This window comes from Pseudomonas sp. LBUM1659 (genome assembly GCF_059716045.1).
In genome coordinates, this window is the sequence record NZ_CP166797.1 from 6,442,044 (window position 1) to 6,463,651 (window position 21,608).

The window sequence follows — 21,608 nt, forward strand, 5'->3', positions numbered from 1 at the left end:
GCCTTGCATCGGCTAGCGGATAAACCCGGCATCGGCGCCAACAATTCTAAGGGTCTGCCGATCAATAATTTTTCGAATAATCATACGAAAGCGAGGGAAATTTCATGTTCCAGACAGATCGCCGAGCCAGCCCTGAGATTCAACTATCATGGGAGGGAATAGCCCAACTCCCTACGAAAGTACGAGAAATTTGCTTACGGCACGGTGTTGGTATCAGAAACCAAACGGATCTTGCCGCATATTCGGACATCTGCGAAAAAGTCACAGCTGAAAAAAATGCGGCAGAACCTTTCGACCCCAAACTTTGCCAGGCTCAGCGGGTTCTTTCCGCCATCGTCGCCTGTGGCGATGAGAGTGAGCTCAAGGAACCACTCAGCCGGATGGCATCCAATACCTTGGATCCGACATCAAAGACACCGTCGCCAGGGAAGGACGCGCTGTTCGAACTCGAAACTCTTCAGTACGCGCGGCATCGGAGACTCGGAGCGCGTCTGGGCGAGCCTGACGTCATCATCGATGCTCCATTTGGTGACTACTTTGTAGCATGTAAAACAATCAACTCTCCTGAAAATTTTGAAAAACAATTGAGCCGCGGTTGCCGACAATTAGACCGACTGGGCCCTGGTTGCGTGGCTTTTAATTTTGAACCCCAGATATCAACGAAGGAGCCAATCGTTGTCGATACAAGTCGAAAGCTGCAGCTTCATCTTGATGCGCTGTTAATTGATTTGTATGAAAAACACCGTCGACACATTGATAAACGCCTTGAGGATGATCGCTTGGATGGCGTCATGCTCCAGATTTCCTGTTACGCAAACATTCGTGAAAGTACTTCCGCGCTAGACGTATTCACCCACACAGTGTTTTATTCTCGTTCGAACCTGCAGCAAGCCGAGGCCCGTGAGCGCTTTGAAGGGTTCAAGCAATCCATGCAGGGTCCGTTATCCTCCTTCAGGTAATAGAGTGTAGCGTCACGCCGCAGAATGATCTGCATTCGCTGCCAGGTTTGAAACCACGTCCGACTTTTCCAACAGAGTCGGTCGAGTTCAGTCTTTCACTACCGGCATTAACGCTTAGCCCTCAGCCCGTTACTTGTCCTTGAGCTCGCTGCCGTTACGTTTGTATCCATCTGACGGCGAACACGCCAGTGCCCTGCGGCGTCCTGTCGGCAATCCAATGGGCTCCTCAAGCGTAGTCTGGGCAGCAATACGTAAAAAGCACCCGTTTGTCTTAGCTCGGGGAGCGAAGATTGCCCGCGCTTAGCGGTTGATGGCCCAATGGCTTACAGAGCTCGGCTTGAGTTTAGCCTTACGCACGTGCTGAGGGATCTGCTCTCACACTCGTTGCTTCGGTGATTGCAGGTAAACTCTACGCAGCAAGCGTCGAGGATCAAACCAAACCAGCCTCCAAAGTTTTCTCATCCACAATGTCATCTGGTTGGAATATTTCTGTCGCCTTAATTTTTTCCAGAGCATCTTCAATGTTATGCACGAACATGACGACAGCGAGATCCTGAGTAGCGCGAGAACAGCACACGTAAAAAAGTCGTCGAGTGCGCTCTATCACGCTGTCATTTCCCTCTGCGATATTCTCTAGATCTTTTTCTGAAAGCTCGGCAATGCCGAAGTACTTTTCATAGGAAAACAGCTTCTGTCCCTGCCCTTCTTCATCGTCTATCAGTACAAGAACGCGTTTGAACTCAGCACCTTTAACACCCTGCTGGGTAGCAAACGGAGAAAGGTCCTCTAGGTAGTGACGATAGCCGACCAGCTCTCCGACCCCACAACTTAAAAAGGCCAACACTGCCGGTGCTTCAGGATCATCATCGTCATCAGCATAATCTGGCCCCACGTACTTGGCCCATAATTCATCCAACTGCAGTAACCTCTCACCCAGCGAGTAAGAAAGGACGTCACGCAAAGTCGCGTTACTCGAAAAAATGAGCCTAGCCAGCTCCGTAGTGCTGGCTTGCAGTGCCCGCAGCACCGCTACCGGATCGGCACCTGACAGAGTGCTTGGCTCCAATAAAGGACATTGGGATCGAAGGAGGATCATGACGTCCAGGCTCCTACCCTCTGTCACAGCCATTGCCAAAGGCAGCAGATAATTCAGGAATGGTCGCAGCGGCCATGAGGAACCGTCCTTGAGACCATCTTTGATCGAAGACGGTGCTTTGTTGTCATTCAAAGCCGAGTAGAGATTCGGGAAATCTAGCCTGGCTGCAGCCATCCTATGCACGACCACTAGCACGCGGACATCCGCTACAGGGTCATCACTCACCCAATGATCGTCATTATTAACTCGCCGGTTCCACTCCCGAACCTTGGCCAGCTTCAAACTGCGATATTCATCCGCTTTCAGCAGGAATATCCGTGCTGATCCCGCTACCGATAAATGGTGGCCATCGACCCATTTCATCCTTCCCCTTGTCTGTGGCTTTTCACCAGGCTTCCGGATCGCATTCACTACACCGAGAACCCGCTGCGGGCACCTGAAGTTTTCAGGCTTGGTGATTTGCTTCCAACCCGCGCTCGCGTCAATATTACCGACACCTTCGAGGTAGATTTTCTGCATCGGATCACCGAAGAATCCGAGGCAAAACTCGACCGGAGTCGTTTCTGCAATCCTGCGAAACGCTGACACGACATCGGGCCGGGTATCTTGGCTTTCATCAATGAGGAGGACCGGGTATTTACTGGCAATGACGTCCCGTAGCAGTTGGCTCCGTTCGATTAACTCGACGGCTGCCAAAATCACATCAAAGTGGCCTAACACACCTCTGCCAAAATCGCTCCCGGCACTATAGGTAAAATGCGTTAGATCCCCTACGGTCTCCAGATAACATCGATAGCGCGCAATTTCTCGCACGAGACGTTCACGAGTAATTCGCATGCCCCCCGAGAGGGTCCATGCGCAGCCAAAAAATCTCAGTATCCATCCGACGATGCGTATTGCTGCTCCTTTCTTGCTGGTTAACTTGGGTGTGATCGGCGGACAGCAACATATGACTTCACCGCTATCCCCTAGCAGTCCGTGTAGCGTGGGGTCAACGCTGACGGCAACAGGGCGCCAGTGCGGAGGAGGTGAGGGCAAAGTTTGGCAAGATTCTTCAGGGCGCGGATCCGCCGCATTCCGAGGCTGCGGTTCAGGCGTTGATGCATGAGGCGGGGTTTGGCGAAGCTACGCGATTTTTTAGCAACCTGTTCTGGGGAGCGCGGCTAACCTATAGAAAGGTCTGAACGAAAGCTGTTGGTGTTATCCTTCCGCCGCCGCGCATGGCAAGGATCCGGATTATCAGCGCTGAATTTTGGATTCGTCCTGCAGTTCGCCACAGTTTCAGGACGGGATTTTCAAGGAAGAACAAGGATGATTCATGAGCGAAAAGGCAAGCGCACCCATCCCCGTTATACCCAAACGCCCCCCAGATAAATGGAACCGCGACGGGTCTGCTGGCAGGCGCGTTAAAGTCGTTATGACGCGCTCCATGAGATCGTTGGGTCGTGTTCTTTGGGAAACTGTTAAATACCTAGCTGGAGTTTTAATTAAACTCGTGCTGGGTATCGCTGCAATTGTGACTTTTGTTGTAGTTTTTATCTACGCAACGGCTGATTCGATGAGCTCCGATATGGTGCCTCGGCTAGATACTCTGGTCGCCACTGCCAATGATTATAAGGTTGCTTATTTCCAGGATCAGGACTGGTGTGAAGCTCTGCTTGCCGAGGCGGGTAACTATGCCAGCTCGCCTGCCTCTACTTGCGGCGATGGCGACAAAGCCAAACCCTTCGACGGGCACGGAAGCGAGATTTTTACCAAGATCAGAGATGCAGCGAAAAAGGCCAGCATAACCCCCATTAGAATCAGTGTCCGATCCGAGAAAGGCATTGTGTCGTTCGCACAAGTCGATCTTTCGTGCTTCTACTGTTATGCCTCTTATATCTATTCACCGCAGGCTGTATACCAGCCCGATAAGGCGGAAAAAGCCAGTGTCACTGATATGAGTGGGGGTTGGTACTATGTAGATACAGGTATTTGATCGTTCCGCTCAGCAAAGGTGGAGTTTAGCTTTAAAGTATATTGAATCGTTTTGTTAGTTATTCAGGGGATGAGGAGTGAAAAGTATGAAGCTTACTGCTGGAATGCGGAATTTTTTGTTATGGGTTTTTATTCTTCTATTTATAGTTGCCACCGATACCTTGATTTATCTTTCGATGTTGCTGGATTTTAATGATGCCCCGCAGCTTATATTTGTCTTCAGTTTGTATCTCCTTGTCTACCTTACAGCTTTGATTCTAATGGTGGCAGCGTGGCAGTCTTTACATAAGCTTCTCGCGGTAAAACCGTTGCCCGCTCAGAAAATCAAGCTTACATATGAGTTGACGTTTGAAGAGCATGAAAAAATCAAAGCGTTTTTGAGCGAAATCAGAAACTGAATGCACGGCACCGGTGGGGGTAATTTCAAGAGCTTGGGTGTCTGTTGAAGTCCAGCTTCAATATTGACGAACTCCCATTCCAATCAGACGCGCATTCTTATCGATAGCGACGTCTACCCCTTCGTTCGAGCTAACTCGGACCAGCGTAGCGCTATCGGCTCGGCTCAAAAACTAAGCGCCATGATGACTGTGCATGAACTCTTTCATATCCGGGAGGAGGATTCCGCAGTGGAGACCTAATGCACCGAGTTGCTCGAGCACTACCTGGGACAGTTTTCAGCCGGCAGGACAGCCTTTACTAGGTCAATTCTCGGTCAGCGGCAACAGCTTGGCTACACCATCATCACCCACTGATGTCTGATGGCCATTATGCGCAAGAAGTTGCGCACTTTTTCAAAAAAAAGCCCTCCGACGCTCGATGAGCGTCAAGCGGGCCGTGGCCTCCAGCCAAGTGCGCAAGAAGTTGCGCAGTACTGCGCAAGAAGTTGCGCACTTTACCGGTTGATTTCACTTCAAATCGGTTCAGTCGACTGAGCAACCGCGCTGAAGCCCCGGTTTATATAGCCCTCAACATTTCTGGCACGGACCTTGATTACAGTCAGGCACCCACCGGGCGATACACGCCTCCCGGGCACCCTAAATTTTTAGCAAGGAGCACCTCCATGGCTACACCAGCGTACATGTCCGTCATGGGCGAGAAACAAGGGCTGATCACTGCCGGCGCGTTCACCGCCGACTCGGTTGGCAACACTTACCAAGAAGGTCACGAAGACCAGGTCATGGTTCAGGCTTTCAGCCACGACGTGATCATCCCGCGTGACCCACAATCCGGCCAGCCAACCGGTCAGCGCGTTCACAAGCCAGTCGTAATCACCAAGGTCTACGACAAGGCTTCGCCACTGCTGCAAGCTGCTCTGACTTCCGGCGAGCGCATGAGCGAAATCGTTATCCAGTGGTACCGCACTTCGGCTCAAGGTACCCAAGAGCACTACTACACCACCAAACTGGAAGACGCGATCATCGTCGCCATCAACAACAAAATGCACAACTGCCAGGATCCGTCGAACTCGCACTTCACGCACCTGGAAGAAGTGCAATTCACCTACCGCAAAATCACCTGGACCCACGAAGTATCCGGTACTTCGGGTTCCGATGACTGGCGTCTGCCGGTCGCCTAAGTCAGGCCGACCGTCACAAGCATCGGCCAGCTCTGCTGGTCGATGTTGTTTCCGCCCTTCCAGAATTTCGCGTCCGTTGACCCGGTTTCCGGGTGTCAGCGCATGCCGCAGCACTGCACGAGGAACAAGGGATGTTCGCGCCGGCCAATCAGACTCACTTTGCCCTGACCATCGAAGGTCTTTCCAGCGACTTTCAGGTCTTTTCCCTGCAAGGCCGGGAAGCCATCAGCCAGCCTTTTGTGTTTGAGGTGGAGCTGGTCAGTGAACAGCCGTCCCTGGACCTCGAGACCCTGCTGCACAAACCGGCCTTTTTGCAGCTCTCGCCTGACGGCAGCGGCATCCATGGCCAGATCTATCGCGCCGCCCAGGGTGATTCCGGCAAACGCCTGACCCGCTACGCGGTGACCCTGCGCCCGCAACTGTCCTACCTCGCGCATCGCATCAACCAGCGCATCTTCCAGAACCTCAGCGTGCCGAAAATCATCGGTATGGTCCTTGAAGAGCACGGCATCCAAAGCAATGCCTATGAATTCAAAGTCGGGGCGATCTATCCCGAGCGCATTTACTGCGTTCAGTACGATGAATCGGACCTGCAATTCATCCAGCGCCTGTGCGAAGAAGAAGGTATCCATTACCACTTCCAGCACAGCGCCACGGCCCACAAACTGGTGTTCGGCGATGACCAGACGGTGTTCCCGAAACTCGCACCCGTGGCCTACCAGCAAGACTCCGGCATGGTCGCCAACGACCCGGTAATCAAGCGCTTCGACCTGCGCCTGGAAACCCGCACCAGCCGCACCACCCGCCGCGACTACGACTTCGAAAAACCGCGCATCACCCTCGAAAGCGAAAATCGCGGCGACGCCCTGCCCGACCTCGAAGACTACGACTACCCTGGCCGCTTCATCGACCGCGAACGCGGCAAGCACCTGGCCAAACGCGCCCTCGAACGTCACCGCAGCGACTTCCAGCTCGCCGAAGGTAAAAGCGATCAGCCGTTGCTGGTCAGCGGCCACTTCCTGGCCCTGACCCAACACCCTAAAGCCAAGTGGAACGACCTGTGGCTGCTGACCGAAATTCTCCATGAAGGCAAACAGCCGCAAGTGCTTGAGGAGTCGGTCACCAGCGACACGACCAACCTCAAGGGCGATTTCCATCAGGGCTACCGCAACCGCTTTCAAGCCACGCCGTGGGACGTGCCGAACCGCCCGCCGCTGACGCAGAAGAAGCCGCGCATCCTCGGCAGCCAAAGCGCCGTGGTCACCGGGCCCAAGGGCGAAGAGATCCACTGCGACCAGTACGGCCGCGTCAAAGTGCAATTCCACTGGGACCGCGAAGGCCAGGCCGACGACAAGACCAGTTGCTGGCTGCGCGTCTCCTCCGCCTGGGCCGGCGCCCACTACGGCGGCATCGCCATCCCGCGGATCGGCATGGAAGTCCTCGTCACCTTCCTCGAAGGCGACCCCGACCAGCCGCTGATCAGCGGCTGCCTGTACCACAAGGAAAACGTCGTCCCCTATCCACTGCCGGCGAACAAAACCCGCAGCACCTTCAAAACCCTGAGCTCCAAGGGCGGTGGCGGCTTCAACGAACTGCGCATCGAAGACAAAAAAGGCCAGGAACAAATCTTCCTGCACGCCCAGCGTGACTGGGACGAAAACGTCGAACACGACCAGAAAATCCGCGTCGGCAACGAACGCCACGACACCGTCGAGAAAAACAGCTACAGCGAATTCAAGGCCGAAGAACACCACACCGTCTACGCCGACCGCAAAGTCGAAGCCCGGGCGAATGACCATCTGACCGTGGGCGTGAATCAGCACATCAAGATTGGCACCGGGCAGTTCATTGAAGCGGGTCAGGAGATTCACCTGAGCAGCGGCATGAAAGTCGTGCTCGAAGCGGGGAGCGAACTGACGCTCAAGGGCGGCGGCAGTTTTATCAAGATCGATGCCAGCGGCGTGACCCTGAGCGGGCCGGTGGTCAACATGAATTCCGGGGGGAGTCCGGGTAGCGGGACCGGGGCGGCACCACTGATGCCCGGCGTGTTGAAACAGGCAGATGCTGACAAGGCTGGCGCGGTTTTGACTCCTGCTCAGGTCAATACCCTCAAACGTAACGCGCCATTCTGTGAAGAGTGCGAGAAGTGTAAGGCAGGTGCTTGTGCGATCTGATCTGTTGACTCCGCAGGCGTGGCTTGCTGACAAACCGTTGCAAGCAGACGAACGCCTGTACCTGATCGTCAGCGCCGCCAGCGATGCTGAAGCGCTCAAGACGCTTTATCAGAATGAACCCATGACCCAAGCGACGCCGATCTGGGGCGGAACGCCCTACGCGGGCTGGCAACAGGTTATGCCCTACCTCGTCGAGTTGAAACCCAACTCCGGCTTTCTGCAGTGGATTGCCGAAACGGACACGCAAGACTGGGGTTGGATGGCAGTTTCAACCAGCACACCGGAGGTAGTGTTCGAACACCTTCGCAGCCTGACCCAAGTGCGTATGCCCGACGGGACTGAGGTGTTTTTCCGGTTTTGGGACGGGCGGCATATCTTCCCGATTCTGGAAGGACTCGGCGATGCCGCCGGTGAAGTGCTGCCGGTGTTTGATCGGTATTTGATTAACGGGAAGCGTCTGGAAGTTGGGCCACGGGTTGTGCCGCCAGCGAAGGATTGGCCGTGGTGGGAAGTGCCCAAGACGTTACTCGATGGCTTGGCCCAGAAAAACCCGTCAACCCTGATTGGCAACCTGATGCAATGGCTGGAAGAGGAACGTCCAGACATCTACGCCGCCTACCCCGAGAGCAATCTGAAGCTGAAAATCGCACGTTTCGTGCGCCGGCCCGACGCTCCAAAAAATCTCAATGAAGCACTGTTAAACCACCTGATTCTGGAGCAAGGCTGATGGATCGCGTTGCCTACGTTGACAACCAACTGAGTACGTTCAAGGACAGTCTGAAGCTGTACCAGGAACAAACCAAAACCTGGTACGCCAAGACAGCCGACGCTGTCAGCAGAAAGGGGGATTTACCGTCTCTGCTGGGCATGGAGCGGGTAATCAAAGTCGGTAACACCAGCAAAGCTGTCAGTGTTACTGATGGCGACTTCAGCTCGTACGTAGCCAAGTGTCCGCTCAAGGGCCCGTTGCTGATCGAGAGCAAGTTCGAATCGGTCTACGACATTCCTTTGGGCGGCATTGAAGTTGAAATCGTCGCGGTGGATGGCGGTGCGGTCAGCAAAGTCAAACTGGATGCTCAAGGCAAAGCCAGCTGGACCGGTGGAGTGCCGGGTAAGTCTTACAAAATACGCGTTCACAATGAAGTGACACCTTCGCAGCTCGACGCCCTGTTCAAATCCTATGACGGTTTAAGTGCGGACTTGGAAGGCTTCCTGCGCAAAGAATGGGCCGGCTTTAAGCCCCAATGGAAAACTCAGTCAGCTTCAGCCACAGCCATGGCGATTGGTAGCGGTATTTTGGAAGGCGGCTGGGAAGCCATCAAAGGTGTCTGGGACGGGATTACTCTGGTCCTCGACATACTTCAGAATCCGATGAAATTTGCCGCAGACTTAGGAGCAGGTGCCCAAGAACTGGTCAAACTGGCCAAAGAAGCACCGGACGTAATGAAAAAAGCCATGTTGCTCGCCAGCGACGAGGCGGCCCTGTTTCTAATGGTACGCAGTGCGGCAATCTGGCTTGCCGGTTTACCACCGACCCAGATGGCCGGCAAGGCGGCGAAAATGACCACGGCGGCGGTCGTTGGGATTCTGATCGACATCGTAATTTCGGTGGTGCTGACCGTCGCAGCAGAAGGTACCGGTCTCATTTACCTGGCTGCCCGCTTAAAGAAATACGGCGAAATTGTTATCAAGGCCGTGACCGGCTTCGTGAAATCCCTGTTCAACATCATCAAAAGCTTCATGGGGTACGTGGAAAAGTACGTGGTGGTCGCCGCCCGTGGAGTGACAGCTCAAGTCAAAAAAGGGAAGGCGCTGCTGCGTTTTGATGGCAGAAAAAACACCAAGCTTGCTGGCAAAAAAGCCAGACCCGATGCCTCCAAAGGTGGCAAGAACGGTAACAATCAGAACGTTGACTCAGACAGCAAGACCCAAAAGAAAGGCTGCCCGGTCTCGATGGTCACGGGTGAAGAACTGTTGACCCTGACTGATGGCCAACTCGATGGGCTATTGCCCTTCGAATGGACACGCCTGTACCGCACCAGCGCTGCAGAAATCGACTGCGGCCTGGGTTACGGCTGGAGTCATGCGCTGGCGCAACGTATTGAAATCAACAGCGAGGACGTCCTCTGGACTGACCATGAAAATCGCTCGATGGCGTTTCCATTGCCCAGCGAACAACGCCCGACCATTACCAACACATTGTCACGCGCAGCCATTTTTTTGGGCGACGACCCGACTGAATTGATCCTCGCGCAAGCCGGTGTTTGCTCCCGTTTTTACCACTTCCGCTACGACAGCAAGGGCGCCACGCTGATAGCCATCAGCGACAGCTATGGCAACCGGTTGCACATCACCCGTGACATTCATGGCCGGATTAAACGCCTCGATAATGGTGCCGGTCGCGCCCTTCTCTTGCGTTACGACCGCAAGCACATCGTCGCCGTCGATTATCAGCAGTTCTTGGCGGCAGACAATCTGGAAGACGCCTGGAACACCGTCCAGACGTTGGTCACGTACAGCTATGACGCGCAGCATCGCCTGATTGAAGCGAAGAACGCCGCCGGTGAAACCGAACGCTATGCCTACGACGATCAGAACGTGATTCTTGAGCGGCAACTGGCGGGTGGGGCGAGTTTTTATTGGGAGTGGGAACTTGCGGGCAAAGCAGCACGTTGTATCCATCACTGGGCGAACTTCTCTCAGATGGATCAACGCTACGTCTGGGATGACAAAGGCAGTGTCACCTCCACCGAGGCCGATGGCAGTGAAGAGGTCTATACCCACGACGAACAGGCGCGACTGATCAGCAGAGTCGATCCTGATGGTGCTGAACACCTCAAGGCCTACGACGACAAGGGCCGTCTGATTGCAGAAAAAGATCCACTGGGCGCCGTGACCGAGTACCACTATGACGAGGTGGGTGACTTGGTAGAGGTAGTTCCGCCGGAGGACGAGCCCACGTCATATGAGTACAGTAATGGTTTGGTGAGTGAAATCCATCGCGGCAAAACCACATGGAAGTATCAGCGCAACAACCAGGGTGACATCACCCAGCAAATCGACCCAGATGGCAACGCGACCCTCTACAACTACGACCGCCAAGGCCGTCTGCTGGAAATCCGGCACCCCGATGGCAGCCGCCATCAACTGGGCTGGAACAACCTCGGTCAATTGCTGGAAGAACGCCTGCCCGACGGCGGCCAGCGCAAATACCGCTATGACGCACTGGGTCGGCAGATAACTCGTCAGGAAGAAACCGGCGCGATCACCCACTACCAATGGGATGCCGTCAGTCGCCTGACGCAAGTCACCCTGCCCGGCGGCGCCAGCCGTGCGTTCACTTACAACCCGTACGGCCGCGTCACCGCAGAGCGCGATGAACTGGGCCGCGTGACGCGTTACGAATACGCCGATGGTCTGCACCTGGTCAGCCGTCGGATCAATCCGGACGGTAGCCAATTGCGTTATCGCTACGACAACTCGAGATTGCTGCTGACAGAGATCGAGAACGAACGTGGCGAGCACTACCACCTCGACTACCACGCCAACGGCCTGATCCAACAGGAAACCGGTTTCGACGGGCGCCGCACCGCCTACGAATACGACCTCAACGGCCAACTGCTGAAGAAAACCGAGTTCGGCGACGATGGCAGTGAACTTGTCACTGAATATCAGCGCGACGCTGCTGGCCGCTTACTGGTCAAAACCCTGGCCGATGGCGAGGAGATCCATTACAGCTATGACGCCCTTGGCCGTCTGGTCAACGTCGACGACGGCAACTGGCCGCTGGCGTATGAATACGATCTACAAGACCGCCTGATCACCGAACACCAAGGCTGGGGCACCCTGCGCTACGAGTACGACAGCGTCGGACAACTCAGCCACTGCCGCCTCCCGGACGGCAGCAAACTCGATTACCGCCACCAGCGCGGCGGCCAACTAAGCAGCATCGACCTCAACGGCTCGCGCCTGACCACTCATCAGTTCAACGCCGGCCTCGAGCAAAAACGCCAACAGGGTCTGTTACTCAGCGAGTATCAGCACGACGAACAAGGCCGTCTGCAAGCACACAGCGTCAGCCAAAAAGATAGAAACCTGTTCCACCGTCGCTACGCCTACGACGCCAACGGCAACCTCGCCGGCATCGATGACAGCCGCAAAGGCAATCGCAGCTACCACTACGACCCGCTCGACCGCCTGATCAACGTCCGTGGCAGCACCCCGGAAAGCTTCGCCCACGACCCTGCCGGCAACTTGCTGGGCCAAGGCGACCAACCCACAGCGAACCTGGCCAACGTCACAGGCAACCGTCTGCTGATGCAGGGCGACCGCCACTACGACTACGACGCCTACGGCAACCTGATCCGCGAACGTCGTGGTACCGGGCAGAAACTCGTCACCGAATACCGTTACGACTGCCAGCACCGCTTGATCGGCGCCAGCCTGCCGGGGGGTAGCGTTGCGTCCTATAAGTACGACGCCTTCGGCCGGCGCATCGAAAAAACCGTCGACGGCAGCACCACCGAGTTCCTGTGGCAAGGCGAACGCCTGATCGCCGAAAGCGCTGACAACCGCTATCGCACTTACATCTATGAACCGGGTAGTTTCCGCCCGCTGGCAATGCTCGATGGCGAAGGCCCGCTGAGAGCAGCGCCGTTCTACTACCAACTCGACCACCTGGGCACACCGCAAGAACTCACCGACTACAGCGGCGAGATCATGTGGTCGGCGAAATATCGCGCCTATGGCAACCTTGCGGCACTCAATGTTGCTGAAATGGACAACCCGTTGCGTTTCCAGGGTCAGTATTTCGATGCTGAAACGGGGTTACACTACAACCGCCATCGCTACTACAATCCGGGGACTGGACGGTTTCTGACGCCGGATCCGATCAAGCTGGCGGGTGGGTTGAATAACTACCAGTACGTTCCTAACCCTACGGGGTGGGTGGATCCGTTGGGGTTGGATACTTGTCCTGGTGCGGATGGGTGTAAGCCAGACTTCGAAGCCGATAACGCGACAACAAAACCGGCGGTCGATGAAGGCCAACCCGACGCTCCTGATGCAGGACGAAAAGCTCATCAATTCAACTCATTCCACGAATACAAAGTCCCTGAAAACCTGTACCTAAAGAGTGACAAGGTACAATTCAACAGAGCTAACAAGGACTTAATAAACAAGCTCAATGGCGATCCAGCATTTCGAAAAAATATGTATAGTCGAAACCCTGAACTAAAAACTTGGGTGGATGATCCCAAACGGAACATGGGCTCCAGCCCGACAGGCTACACTTGGCACCACAACGAGAAGCCCGGCGTGCTGCAGCTTGTTCATAGAGCAGACCATGGCGGCGAACACTCCGTATATCACCCAACCGGCAAAGGTGGACGAGACATATGGGGTGGGGGCCGAGAGGGGCGCGAAGGGAAAATCAAAACAGAATAATTTGGAGCAATGGTATGAAGCACAATCAATCTATCAAGATAAATGACCTGATCGACTTCTTAAAGGCTCAGAAAAAAGAGCTTACCTATTGTGTTTATGGGGCTGGATCATCAGATCAAGCTACCTTACATACCGATTGCGTCATTGATGAGTATTCAGAGATCACGGATGACGATGAAGAGATTTTCCCAGAGAGAATCACTCAAAAAAATCTCGACTTCTGGTTCACCGATGAACTCTTAGAAGATGCGGTATTCAACGCGCTAAAACAAAAGGCGTCTGCTACAAATGAAGAGATACTTAAAGCCATAAAATTCTATAACGAAAACGATAGCTTTATTACTCTGTAGCAAACTGAAGATTTTAGCCATGCCCAGAATAAGCATTGCTTCTGCATCATCCACTAGCGATCTTGAGATCGCAAAATTTCTGCACCGACGTTTTAAGATGTCACTGATCGGCTCTCAAAAGAAGCTCGCCTTGATGGATTTGTTCATATAAGACGGCGAGAACCGCCTCCTCCGAAAGGTGATGGGTGAATGAAAGAAAGTCCGTAAAGATCTGAGCTTTCTTCAACTCAAAAGGATCTGTGTTCAACGTCACAGAGCTGTCCTTTAGATGTCGTCCCCCACAGGCCTTCCACATCACCCCCAGATCATGACCTCCATTGAAAAACTGCTTGTCACAAGCCGGGCAACGTTTGACTAACTCTACATTGTGCTCCGCACAGACTTTCAGTTTAAAACAATGAGCACGCCGCCAGAAAGAAAATCCTAAGCGTTCAATATCTTCTGCAACACAAACCGGGCAAAAACCTGATGGCCTTCTATTTGAATCATAGCAACTTGAATAACTTATATACTCGTTCCCAGAGTAAGAGATATCTTGGATATTTTTAAAAATTGCCGTGAAAGGAAAGTTAGTATGCCTATGCAGCATCTTGTTCAAGCCGTAACAGCCAAACCATCCCAGTGCTTCGGCAATTTTCGAAACATCTGCCCGTGAGGGGTTTTTTGGAAACTTCCGAAACACTTCCGTGGAAGAGTGTTTTCCTTTTATAAAAAGAGTTCTTTCCACAAAGGAACGCATAGTCTCCTCTGGCTGAATCGCTAGGATCATTTTGGGCTTTCAAACCTAGAGCTACGCCCAGAGCGGGGAGGAGCGGAGGAAAGCGTCGCTAGCTACCAAACCGGGGGCGTGGGAGCCAGCGACAGACTTTATTTAGTTTCGACAGACTTTATTTCGTAGTTTCACTTTGATGTGTAGGAATAAAAACTGTCACGAGCAAGCCAGCTTTTCGCGGCTTGTAACGATGCGACTTGCTGTTTAAAAACTGTCTCAACGTACGAAATCGTCCCGGTGGGAAACGCGCCAAGGATTAAAAACTGTCTCAAGGGTTCATGCAGACGACTCAGAGATCTGAGCCATCAGCCTATGGCATCCCGCCCCGGCTCACCTTCCGGAACTTGTGCTAATCAAGAGCCGTACGTAGAGATCGGTCATGTTTCAGTCGAGGAACTGAAGATAGGACTTATAAGCGGGCCGAAGCGCTCAGGCTGCTCCTCAAGGCGCCCGGCTTGTCTGAGATCGCTTTTTAGAGGGTAGTGCCTCAGGAGGAATTTTGCGTCGTGTTGTACCTTTTCGGGTAGCGACTTATCACGCGAGAGCTCAATCAGAAAATCTCGGGTCTGCAGCACCGCTCGTGTACGCTCGCTAGGCATCGTCATCTATTCCCTCCAATTCGCTTCTCTAGGTGAATACATGTCTGAGCCATAGTTTAGCCTTGGTTCAGAGGCACCTACGGAGAAAATAACGAGCCCCCGAAGCCCGGCGAGGAACTCTACTGGCCGGAAGTGCGGCGGCGCCGGTACCGCGACAGGCTACAAGATCTTAGGGATGGCCTACTTGTATGGTGAGGGCATGGATATTAACGAGCGTGGCGCAATTCGCTGGTTTCCGAAGGGAGCTAGACCCGCCGATCCAGACAGCCAAGCTATGGGGCCTACGTATACCAGGAAGGGGAAAGGGGTCCGGATGGATCTCGTCCAGTCTGGCCGAAGGGCCGAGCGCGGCGCTGGTGCGCAAAGTCTTTGCGCTGTCGTTTTTCAACCTGGCAGTACGTGCGGTGGCAAGGCAATGCCATCGACCTGTCTCGGCCGTACGCGTTAGCGAGGCGGGTCCCTGTGGGCAAGGAAGAAAACGGGAAGCAGACGCGGAATCATGCGATCGTCACGATAAAGCCAGCATGGCAGAGGTTCAGGTCCTCGCGGGTGAAGGCTACGAACGGCGCTGTCGACCATGAGTGGTCTTCCGGTATAGACGGCTTTCTGGCAACATTTGGGTATTCAGAAGAACAGCCCAAATCACGGATTAAACAAGTGGCTGTATCGCGTTGGGCAGACGAGCAGATGCTATTGTCCTTACGATGAGATGACGAAGGATTGCATCATGTCGAAGTATAAATTCTCCAGCGTGCAACGGTACACGATATTCTTGGTACATGGCATGAAGTGCTACCTGTGCAGCGTCCCACTCGACCTCACCTCAATGGTAGTGGAGCATGTTTTGCCCGAGCACCTTCTCAAGAGTCCCACACTATTTAATACTGCTAAGTCGGCGCTTGGTCTACCCGATTCGTTCGACCTAAACTCGTTCGAAAATTGGATGCCGGCATGCAGCTCATGCAATGGGAAAAAGTCAGCGCTCCAATTTAAGCCTTCCCTTCTTATCCAGGCAGTACTGCAAAATCTCGCAAAGAAGGCCGACAAGGCTCGCCGGCTTTGCGACGAGGTCGTTGGCACCAGACGGCTGTCTCTTGCACTCGGCGCGTTGGAAAAAGCACAGGAGAGCGGCTTGAGTTTCGATGGGGAGACACGAGAGCGATTGTTGGCCCTTCTGCGATTTGCCTCAGAGCGCGAACTTGTACCTAGGGGACAACCATTTCGTTTGACGCAGTCATTTCAACTAGTGACGACCACGGTAGAGGATGCAACGCGTTGGGGAGCCACCCACTGGTCTATACCCCCTCGTGACCCGGGAGAACCAGCGCTGGTAGTGCTGTTTCGGGCGGAGCGGGGCGAGTGCGTTGAGTGTGGTTTGATCCAACGGGTCTTTCAGCCGATCAATCAGGAAGGTGGTGGTGATCCGATCTGCGGCGTATGCCTATCGAACCTGGATTGGATGGACCCTGTGACCTTGGGAGACTTGCCCACTCACATCACCCAGGCATGAGGCGTTGTGCGATCACCTCTTCAAGTCGCGGACACACTGCTCGCTCGCCGTCCCCGCGGCCACCCAACAAGGCGTTGCAGCTGAAGATGCTGAAAGACGCCGTTCGGCCAAAAGCAGACCATGGACACGCCGCTGATGACTCCGTAATGTGTGCAAAAAATAACCGTGGCATTTTGCATCCTCATCTCGCATAGAGGTTTCAACAGCGCTACTCCGAGGTGGATCTACAGCGGATCCTTTATATACAAGGAATAAGTATGGCCGTACGTCTGGATGAAGCTGAAAAACAAATTCTTGGTGCACTCTTGGTGGATTTTTCAGAGCGCACGCTAAACGCTGATCATCTGAGTAGCGGATATGAAGGTCCTCTAGTATCTGATCTCGCGGCAGCTATCTGCGTGGGAGGAGAAATTACAAAAGTCGACTTCGATATTGCCTTTTCGGATCTCGAAAAGAAGAAGTTGATTAGCACAGGGCCATATGCGGTTTTTGAGAATGATCCAAGCAGCAGCGTGTTGTTTATTGGCGGCTACAGCAAGCGAGAGTATGCAGGATTGACAGAGACGGGATACAAGGCTGCCAGGCTGTCGCCAAATAGGCCAAATAACGTCCAGCGCGTTGTTAACAATGTGCACATCTCAGGAGGGCAATTTTCTAATTTGCAACTCGCCGCCGGCAACAACGTCGCACAAAGGATGGACTCCATCTCCGGTGCGGACAGTGACATTTTAATGAAACTGGTTGCGATACTGGAGAACCAGGGGCAAGTTGTTTCAATGGATCAACGCACAGACTTGACCTCTGCCATAGAGTCGGCGAGCGAGGGTAACGGGAAAGAGGCTAAGAACCTACTTGAAAAAGTCTGCGGGCCTGCTTGGGGGGCCGTTCAGCCTGTGATTTGGCCGATTTTTGGCGAGCTTCTCAAGAAAAGCTTAGGGCTATAATTTAAGTACTAGTTTGAGGACGCTGGACGCCTAAGGTAAGTCGGGCATATTTACTTCCCTAACCGTGAATCATTTCAATATGAAGGACTGCTATGGGTCGATTGCAGCCCTCCGCAACAGACAGCTATCGACCAACAGCAGTCACTCACTATCGGCCGCTACCGACCCAGAACATGTAAAAACTGATCGTTTCTGCAAAACGTTGCAAGGTGCAAACTATCGATACACAAAGTGCCTATCTGTTCCGTCATGTCACCATCGGCACCAAGGACCTTTCCCTGACCGTCAACTTCTATGAACGCCCGCTCAAATCACTGGACATCGTATTGCTCGCTAGGAAGCACAATTGAGAGCGCGCTATTTTCACCGAGAGTATGGCAGCTTCAGATATGGCCCTTTGTATCTATAGTTCGCTCAATGAAAAGTGTACAACTTCCGGTAAAGGAGTGATGTCTAATGCTCCGGCTGACTTCTTAATTAGATGATATGGCACTAGGGCGTGATCACCCTGGAAGCCAGCTAATATACCGTTTGATCAGGAGCTCAAACAGTTGTCGTGATAGATTTGATGTCGGACCTCCTGTCGCCTCGACCGCTGACTGCCACGTCACATAATCCGAGCCTATTGTTCGAAGAAATAAAAACATCTCATTGCTAACTTCAATCGAGTCATTCCTTCTGTACAAGCGTGTTTCTCTGTGAGGTCCCTTGTAGAACTCGCCTAGCGCAACATCCGCAGCAATCCCAATCAGGGAACTATGAAGATGCTCACTTGCCCAAGGCGCTTGCCGCTGAAGGTAGTACCCCTCCACTATCAGTGCATCTACTTCTGGATGTTCAAGAAAGAAATCGAGCGCTTGCAAGGGGGTTTCCACTATCGGTTGATTAGCTCCATTTAGCGAGGTGTTAACCAGAATAGGGTAGCCTGACAAACATTCAAACTCCGTTAGTAACTCAGCGAGTTTCTGATCAAGATCCGAGTCCAATGTTTGAGCCCGAGTCGAGCCGTCTGGATGGTGCAAAGCCGCGAGTATTTTTCGATGCTCAGGCTTGATCTGGTGCAACAAATTCATAAACGGACTCTCTTCTACTCCCTCAAAATAGTCCGAAAACCGACTACTTAAAACAATAGGGGCCACCGGCCGCCATCCCTGACGGCCTTTAATACGATTCAGGCGATCCTTGTTTTCATCTAACAATGGCGAGCATAGAAGACTTCGCGCCCCGAGCGCTCGCGGCCCAAACTCTGACCGGCCAACCCACCGAGCTACTATCGCTCCATTAAACAGGTCATGCGCTACGATTGACGCTTGACATTGCTGGATCTTTACAAAAAACGCTCGTGACTTAAGAGCCTCATCTACCTCCGAGACCGTGTATATTGGGCCAAGGCGATCATTTCGGCATCGCTTACTGGATATGTTTTGACCCAATAAGTACTGGCCATAGTAAGCACACCCGACCGCTATACCTGCATCACTGGGCGAACTTGGAACGTATAGATGCTTGAAAACTCCTGATGTCGCTATTTTGCTGTTAGCATTAATATTTAAAAACAGGCCTCCAGCAACAGCAAGTGAATCACTATCCACCATAGCCCGGGCCCTACGGGCGTAAGAGAGGATGGCGTCCTCTGTACAAGCCTGAATGGTAAAGGCTAATCTTGCTGCATCATCATAGGAGTCGATACTCGCAGTCGCTCGATATTGCCAGTCGTTACGCCAAACAACATCATCGTTAACAATCGTGCAAATATCGTCCACCTGCAACCTGTTTGCTGCCCCCTCTAGCTTCGCGTAAGCAGATAGGGCCATCAATTGACCATAGGCATTTTCAGTGCGAAATACACAGCGTGACACATTCTCATAGAGACTTGCCGCACTAAATATGAACCTATCAGGTTCGCTGTGTGCAACAGCATACTCTCTATGCTCAAGTGCTATTTTTTCGTTACGCCACTTATACATAGACAAGCATTCTGTTTTAATTGCGATCGCACTTGCAACAGACTGCAAAGCGCTTTGCCAAACACTAAACGGATGGACGAAATCGAGCCCATCCAAGGTCGATGAACCTGCTAAGTCACATACCAGAACAGCACATTCCGGGAAACCGGCTCCCCCAATTGCAGAAAATGCGTGGGCCAAATGATGTGAAATGACGGTGTGTGACGTTAGGTTAGGATCAAAGCTGCGGAATTCTGCGTCTACCAACAACCGCCCGAACCCTAGCCCACCGGGCGACGCGGATTGAAAACAGGAAACAATATGGTCAACCTCTTGCATAGAAACTCCCGCAGCGCTTAGCACCTCAGCGATGGGTAGTTTATTACCTAACACCTCCTGACCGTCATACTTTACACGGGTCAAGCGCTCTTGCTGAATGGCAGAGACTAGTTGACCATCAATGACCACCGCACAGGAAGCATCATGTCCGATATGGATGCCAAGGGTGACTACTGGTTTATTCTGCATTCGGGATATCAAAGCCGATGGTTAGGATGCTAACGCTCTCACCCTGTTTCATATCCTCTCGTGCATGAATAACACTACCAGCATTGAGTATCAAAACTTCACCTGGAGTCAGCAGTATGCGTTCTGGCTCTACATCGTCGTCGAATATCAATAGACTCGACGGCTTATCAAGATATTCATGACTCAACATAACAATAACATTAATTTCATATATGTCAGTATCTACATGGGGATCAAGCCCATGCCCCTCGCGATCATAAAAGATGTAGCTTGCGATACCTGTTGGGTGAGCAAGTGGGAAGGACTGATGCACTAGATTGGTCAACTGCGCATCCACCGCAAATTTATCCGCCAACGTCCCGCCGCACCCCAAAAGATAGCGATCCGTTGGCTTTGCCACCTTGTGCATCTGTCGGCTTTCTTCTTGCAAGGACTGCAAGAGTTCATCCGTCATGAAGTCTGGTCGCCCGCGCCACATACCGCCATCAATGCGCATAGCTTTAAGGCACTGCACCACCGTTCGAAAGCTCTCTATCCGTACCGCTGACTCTGGACGATTGCCGCGAGGAGCTAATCCACCAGCGGCCATACATAAAAGCAATTTGTAGTTCTCAGTTTCTGCGGTACTGAGTCTCCCCTTCATCACACCAAGGGCATTGGCAAGCGCCATGGAAATAGACATAGATCTCCTTTCCCCCTGCACACTCAGCGCGCACTGTCACGTTCTGAGTCAAGGTGAACACATCAGATGACTGCCCTCATTACTGTAACGAGCAGTCGATTCCGAACGGATGTTTTCTACTTATTATCCAACCCAAGTTTTTTGGGAAGGTCTATGTAAGATTTTTTCATTTTTACCGTGGAGTACACCGACTTTGGCTTCATAAAGATCAGGTCACCATCGCCTTCCTCGTGGGCTTGCACCAGTTTGGTATGTGACGCTGCCGATCCAATAATTTCACTGAACACTTGCTTCTCTTCCGCAGAGAGCGTCTTCACCAGCTCGGCTAATTTTTTGATAAGTTCCGGGGCAGCAGCCTCCAATGCCTTCAGGTCTTTCGGTTCGGCGGGCATAGTATTCTCCAGTTAGGGGCAGTAATCTCTTCTGGCTAGTCCACAGCGAAAGGACGGGTCACATGAGGTATAGCATGCAATCTACGGAACGCTTTAATAACTGGAAAATTTGCGGTGATCGCGTCCAACTTGAGCCTCAGGTGCCTGCCCACGCCGACGAAATGTATGAGCTGCTCCTGGATCCTTCCATATACCGCTATCTCGATGAATCCCCCCCTGAATCCCCAGATAAGCTGAGAGATAGGTACCGTTACCTTGAAGCCTGCCAATCACCTGACGGTATGGAAACATGGCTCAACTGGATAGTAAGGGGAACAGAGGGCGCAGCGCTGGGATACGTGCAAGCAACGATATATTCCGGCAAGGTTGGGGAGATCGCGTATGTCTTCGCAAGCAAGTATTGGGGTGCCGGCTTGGCCTACGAATCGTGCAAGCTGATGCTCGATCATCTCGTCCAAAGGTTAGAAATTTGTGTCATCTATGCAACGACTTCGAAGGCCAACGTCCGATCTCGTACCCTACTTGCGAGGTTAGGTTTTAGAGTCATAGATCCCCAGACGTATCCGTTTGGCGAACTCCCTGAGCAAGATGAGGCGTGGGGTCTCGACCTACGAAAAGCACATTTTCAATCGCCCCAGGGTTTTTAATCACTTTGAAT

General features: G+C 52.9%; 18 protein-coding genes and 1 pseudogene. 13 read left to right on the top strand and 6 right to left on the bottom strand.

The window, feature by feature from the left end; genetic code table 11:
• Positions 1–104 precede the first annotated feature (104 nt).
• Complete coding sequence (locus ACA048_RS29445; protein ID WP_497627377.1) at positions 105–959, top strand: hypothetical protein; 855 nt, start codon at positions 105–107, stop codon at positions 957–959.
• 430 nt (positions 960–1,389) lie between these two features.
• On the opposite strand, the gene ACA048_RS29450 is transcribed toward ACA048_RS29445, so the two are convergent.
• Positions 1,390–2,892, bottom strand: coding sequence for a UvrD-helicase domain-containing protein (locus tag ACA048_RS29450; RefSeq protein ID WP_497627378.1), 1,503 nt, complete (start codon positions 2,890–2,892; stop codon positions 1,390–1,392).
• Between the two features lie 146 nt (positions 2,893–3,038).
• Between ACA048_RS29450 and ACA048_RS29455 the strand changes: the two are divergent.
• The 8 genes and pseudogenes from ACA048_RS29455 to ACA048_RS29490 form a co-directional block, all read left to right on the top strand.
• Positions 3,039–3,239: pseudogene (locus ACA048_RS29455) on the top strand (SAM-dependent methyltransferase); the annotation flags it as partial.
• 134 nt (positions 3,240–3,373) lie between these two features.
• Positions 3,374–4,033, top strand: coding sequence for a hypothetical protein (locus tag ACA048_RS29460; protein WP_497627379.1), 660 nt, complete (start codon positions 3,374–3,376; stop codon positions 4,031–4,033).
• A gap of 85 nt (positions 4,034–4,118) precedes the next feature.
• On the top strand, positions 4,119–4,430 hold the full coding sequence (locus ACA048_RS29465; RefSeq protein ID WP_497627380.1) for a hypothetical protein: 312 nt from the start codon (positions 4,119–4,121) through the stop codon (positions 4,428–4,430).
• 662 nt (positions 4,431–5,092) lie between these two features.
• Entirely contained in the window at positions 5,093–5,608 is a 516-nt protein-coding gene (locus ACA048_RS29470; protein WP_497627381.1) for an Hcp family type VI secretion system effector, read from the top strand.
• Between the two features lie 131 nt (positions 5,609–5,739).
• Positions 5,740–7,782: a type VI secretion system Vgr family protein gene (locus ACA048_RS29475; protein ID WP_497627382.1), complete on the top strand. Its 2,043-nt coding sequence runs from the start codon at positions 5,740–5,742 to the stop codon at positions 7,780–7,782.
• On the top strand, positions 7,772–8,509 hold the full coding sequence (locus ACA048_RS29480) for a DUF4123 domain-containing protein (protein WP_497627383.1): 738 nt from the start codon (positions 7,772–7,774) through the stop codon (positions 8,507–8,509). The genes ACA048_RS29475 and ACA048_RS29480 overlap by 11 nt, the downstream gene beginning before the upstream one ends.
• Positions 8,509–13,227, top strand: coding sequence for an RHS repeat-associated core domain-containing protein (locus ACA048_RS29485; RefSeq protein ID WP_497627384.1), 4,719 nt, complete (start codon positions 8,509–8,511; stop codon positions 13,225–13,227). Before ACA048_RS29480 ends, ACA048_RS29485 begins: the two co-directional genes overlap by 1 nt.
• Before the next feature lie 14 nt (positions 13,228–13,241).
• The gene (locus ACA048_RS29490; RefSeq protein ID WP_497627385.1) at positions 13,242–13,577 is read left to right on the top strand and encodes a DUF7716 domain-containing protein; all 336 of its coding nucleotides are present in this window, start codon (positions 13,242–13,244) and stop codon (positions 13,575–13,577) included.
• A 100-nt stretch (positions 13,578–13,677) separates the two neighbouring features.
• On the opposite strand, the gene ACA048_RS29495 is transcribed toward ACA048_RS29490, so the two are convergent.
• Together ACA048_RS29495 and ACA048_RS29500 are read right to left on the bottom strand one after the other, a co-directional pair.
• Entirely contained in the window at positions 13,678–14,346 is a 669-nt protein-coding gene (locus ACA048_RS29495; RefSeq protein ID WP_497627386.1) for a TniQ family protein, read from the bottom strand.
• Between the two features lie 380 nt (positions 14,347–14,726).
• Positions 14,727–14,954, bottom strand: a complete 228-nt coding sequence (locus ACA048_RS29500) for a BPSL0761 family protein (protein WP_497627387.1) — start codon at positions 14,952–14,954, stop codon at positions 14,727–14,729.
• Positions 14,955–15,675: 721 nt separating this feature from the next.
• Here ACA048_RS29500 and ACA048_RS29505 point away from each other — a divergent pair.
• The 3 genes from ACA048_RS29505 to ACA048_RS29515 all read left to right on the top strand — a co-directional run bounded on the left by ACA048_RS29505 (position 15,676) and on the right by ACA048_RS29515 (position 17,752).
• Positions 15,676–16,458, top strand: a complete 783-nt coding sequence (locus ACA048_RS29505) for an HNH endonuclease (RefSeq protein WP_497627388.1) — start codon at positions 15,676–15,678, stop codon at positions 16,456–16,458.
• A 257-nt stretch (positions 16,459–16,715) separates the two neighbouring features.
• Positions 16,716–17,402, top strand: a complete 687-nt coding sequence (locus ACA048_RS29510; protein WP_497627389.1) for a hypothetical protein — start codon at positions 16,716–16,718, stop codon at positions 17,400–17,402.
• 209 nt (positions 17,403–17,611) lie between these two features.
• Positions 17,612–17,752, top strand: a complete 141-nt coding sequence (locus ACA048_RS29515; RefSeq protein ID WP_497627390.1) for a hypothetical protein — start codon at positions 17,612–17,614, stop codon at positions 17,750–17,752.
• A 153-nt stretch (positions 17,753–17,905) separates the two neighbouring features.
• On the opposite strand, the gene ACA048_RS29520 is transcribed toward ACA048_RS29515, so the two are convergent.
• From ACA048_RS29520 to ACA048_RS29530, 3 genes are all read right to left on the bottom strand, one after another.
• Entirely contained in the window at positions 17,906–19,876 is a 1,971-nt protein-coding gene (locus ACA048_RS29520; RefSeq protein WP_497627391.1) for a carbamoyltransferase C-terminal domain-containing protein, read from the bottom strand.
• The gene (locus ACA048_RS29525; RefSeq protein WP_497627392.1) at positions 19,866–20,558 is read right to left on the bottom strand and encodes a hypothetical protein; all 693 of its coding nucleotides are present in this window, start codon (positions 20,556–20,558) and stop codon (positions 19,866–19,868) included. Before ACA048_RS29525 ends, ACA048_RS29520 begins: the two co-directional genes overlap by 11 nt.
• A gap of 116 nt (positions 20,559–20,674) precedes the next feature.
• Positions 20,675–20,950 (bottom strand): hypothetical protein, encoded by a 276-nt coding sequence (locus ACA048_RS29530; protein WP_497627393.1) that lies wholly within the window; start codon positions 20,948–20,950, stop codon positions 20,675–20,677.
• A 74-nt stretch (positions 20,951–21,024) separates the two neighbouring features.
• On the opposite strand from ACA048_RS29530, the gene ACA048_RS29535 reads away from it, so the two are divergent.
• On the top strand, positions 21,025–21,597 hold the full coding sequence (locus tag ACA048_RS29535) for a GNAT family N-acetyltransferase (RefSeq protein WP_497627394.1): 573 nt from the start codon (positions 21,025–21,027) through the stop codon (positions 21,595–21,597).
• The last annotated feature ends 11 nt before the right edge of the window (positions 21,598–21,608 follow it).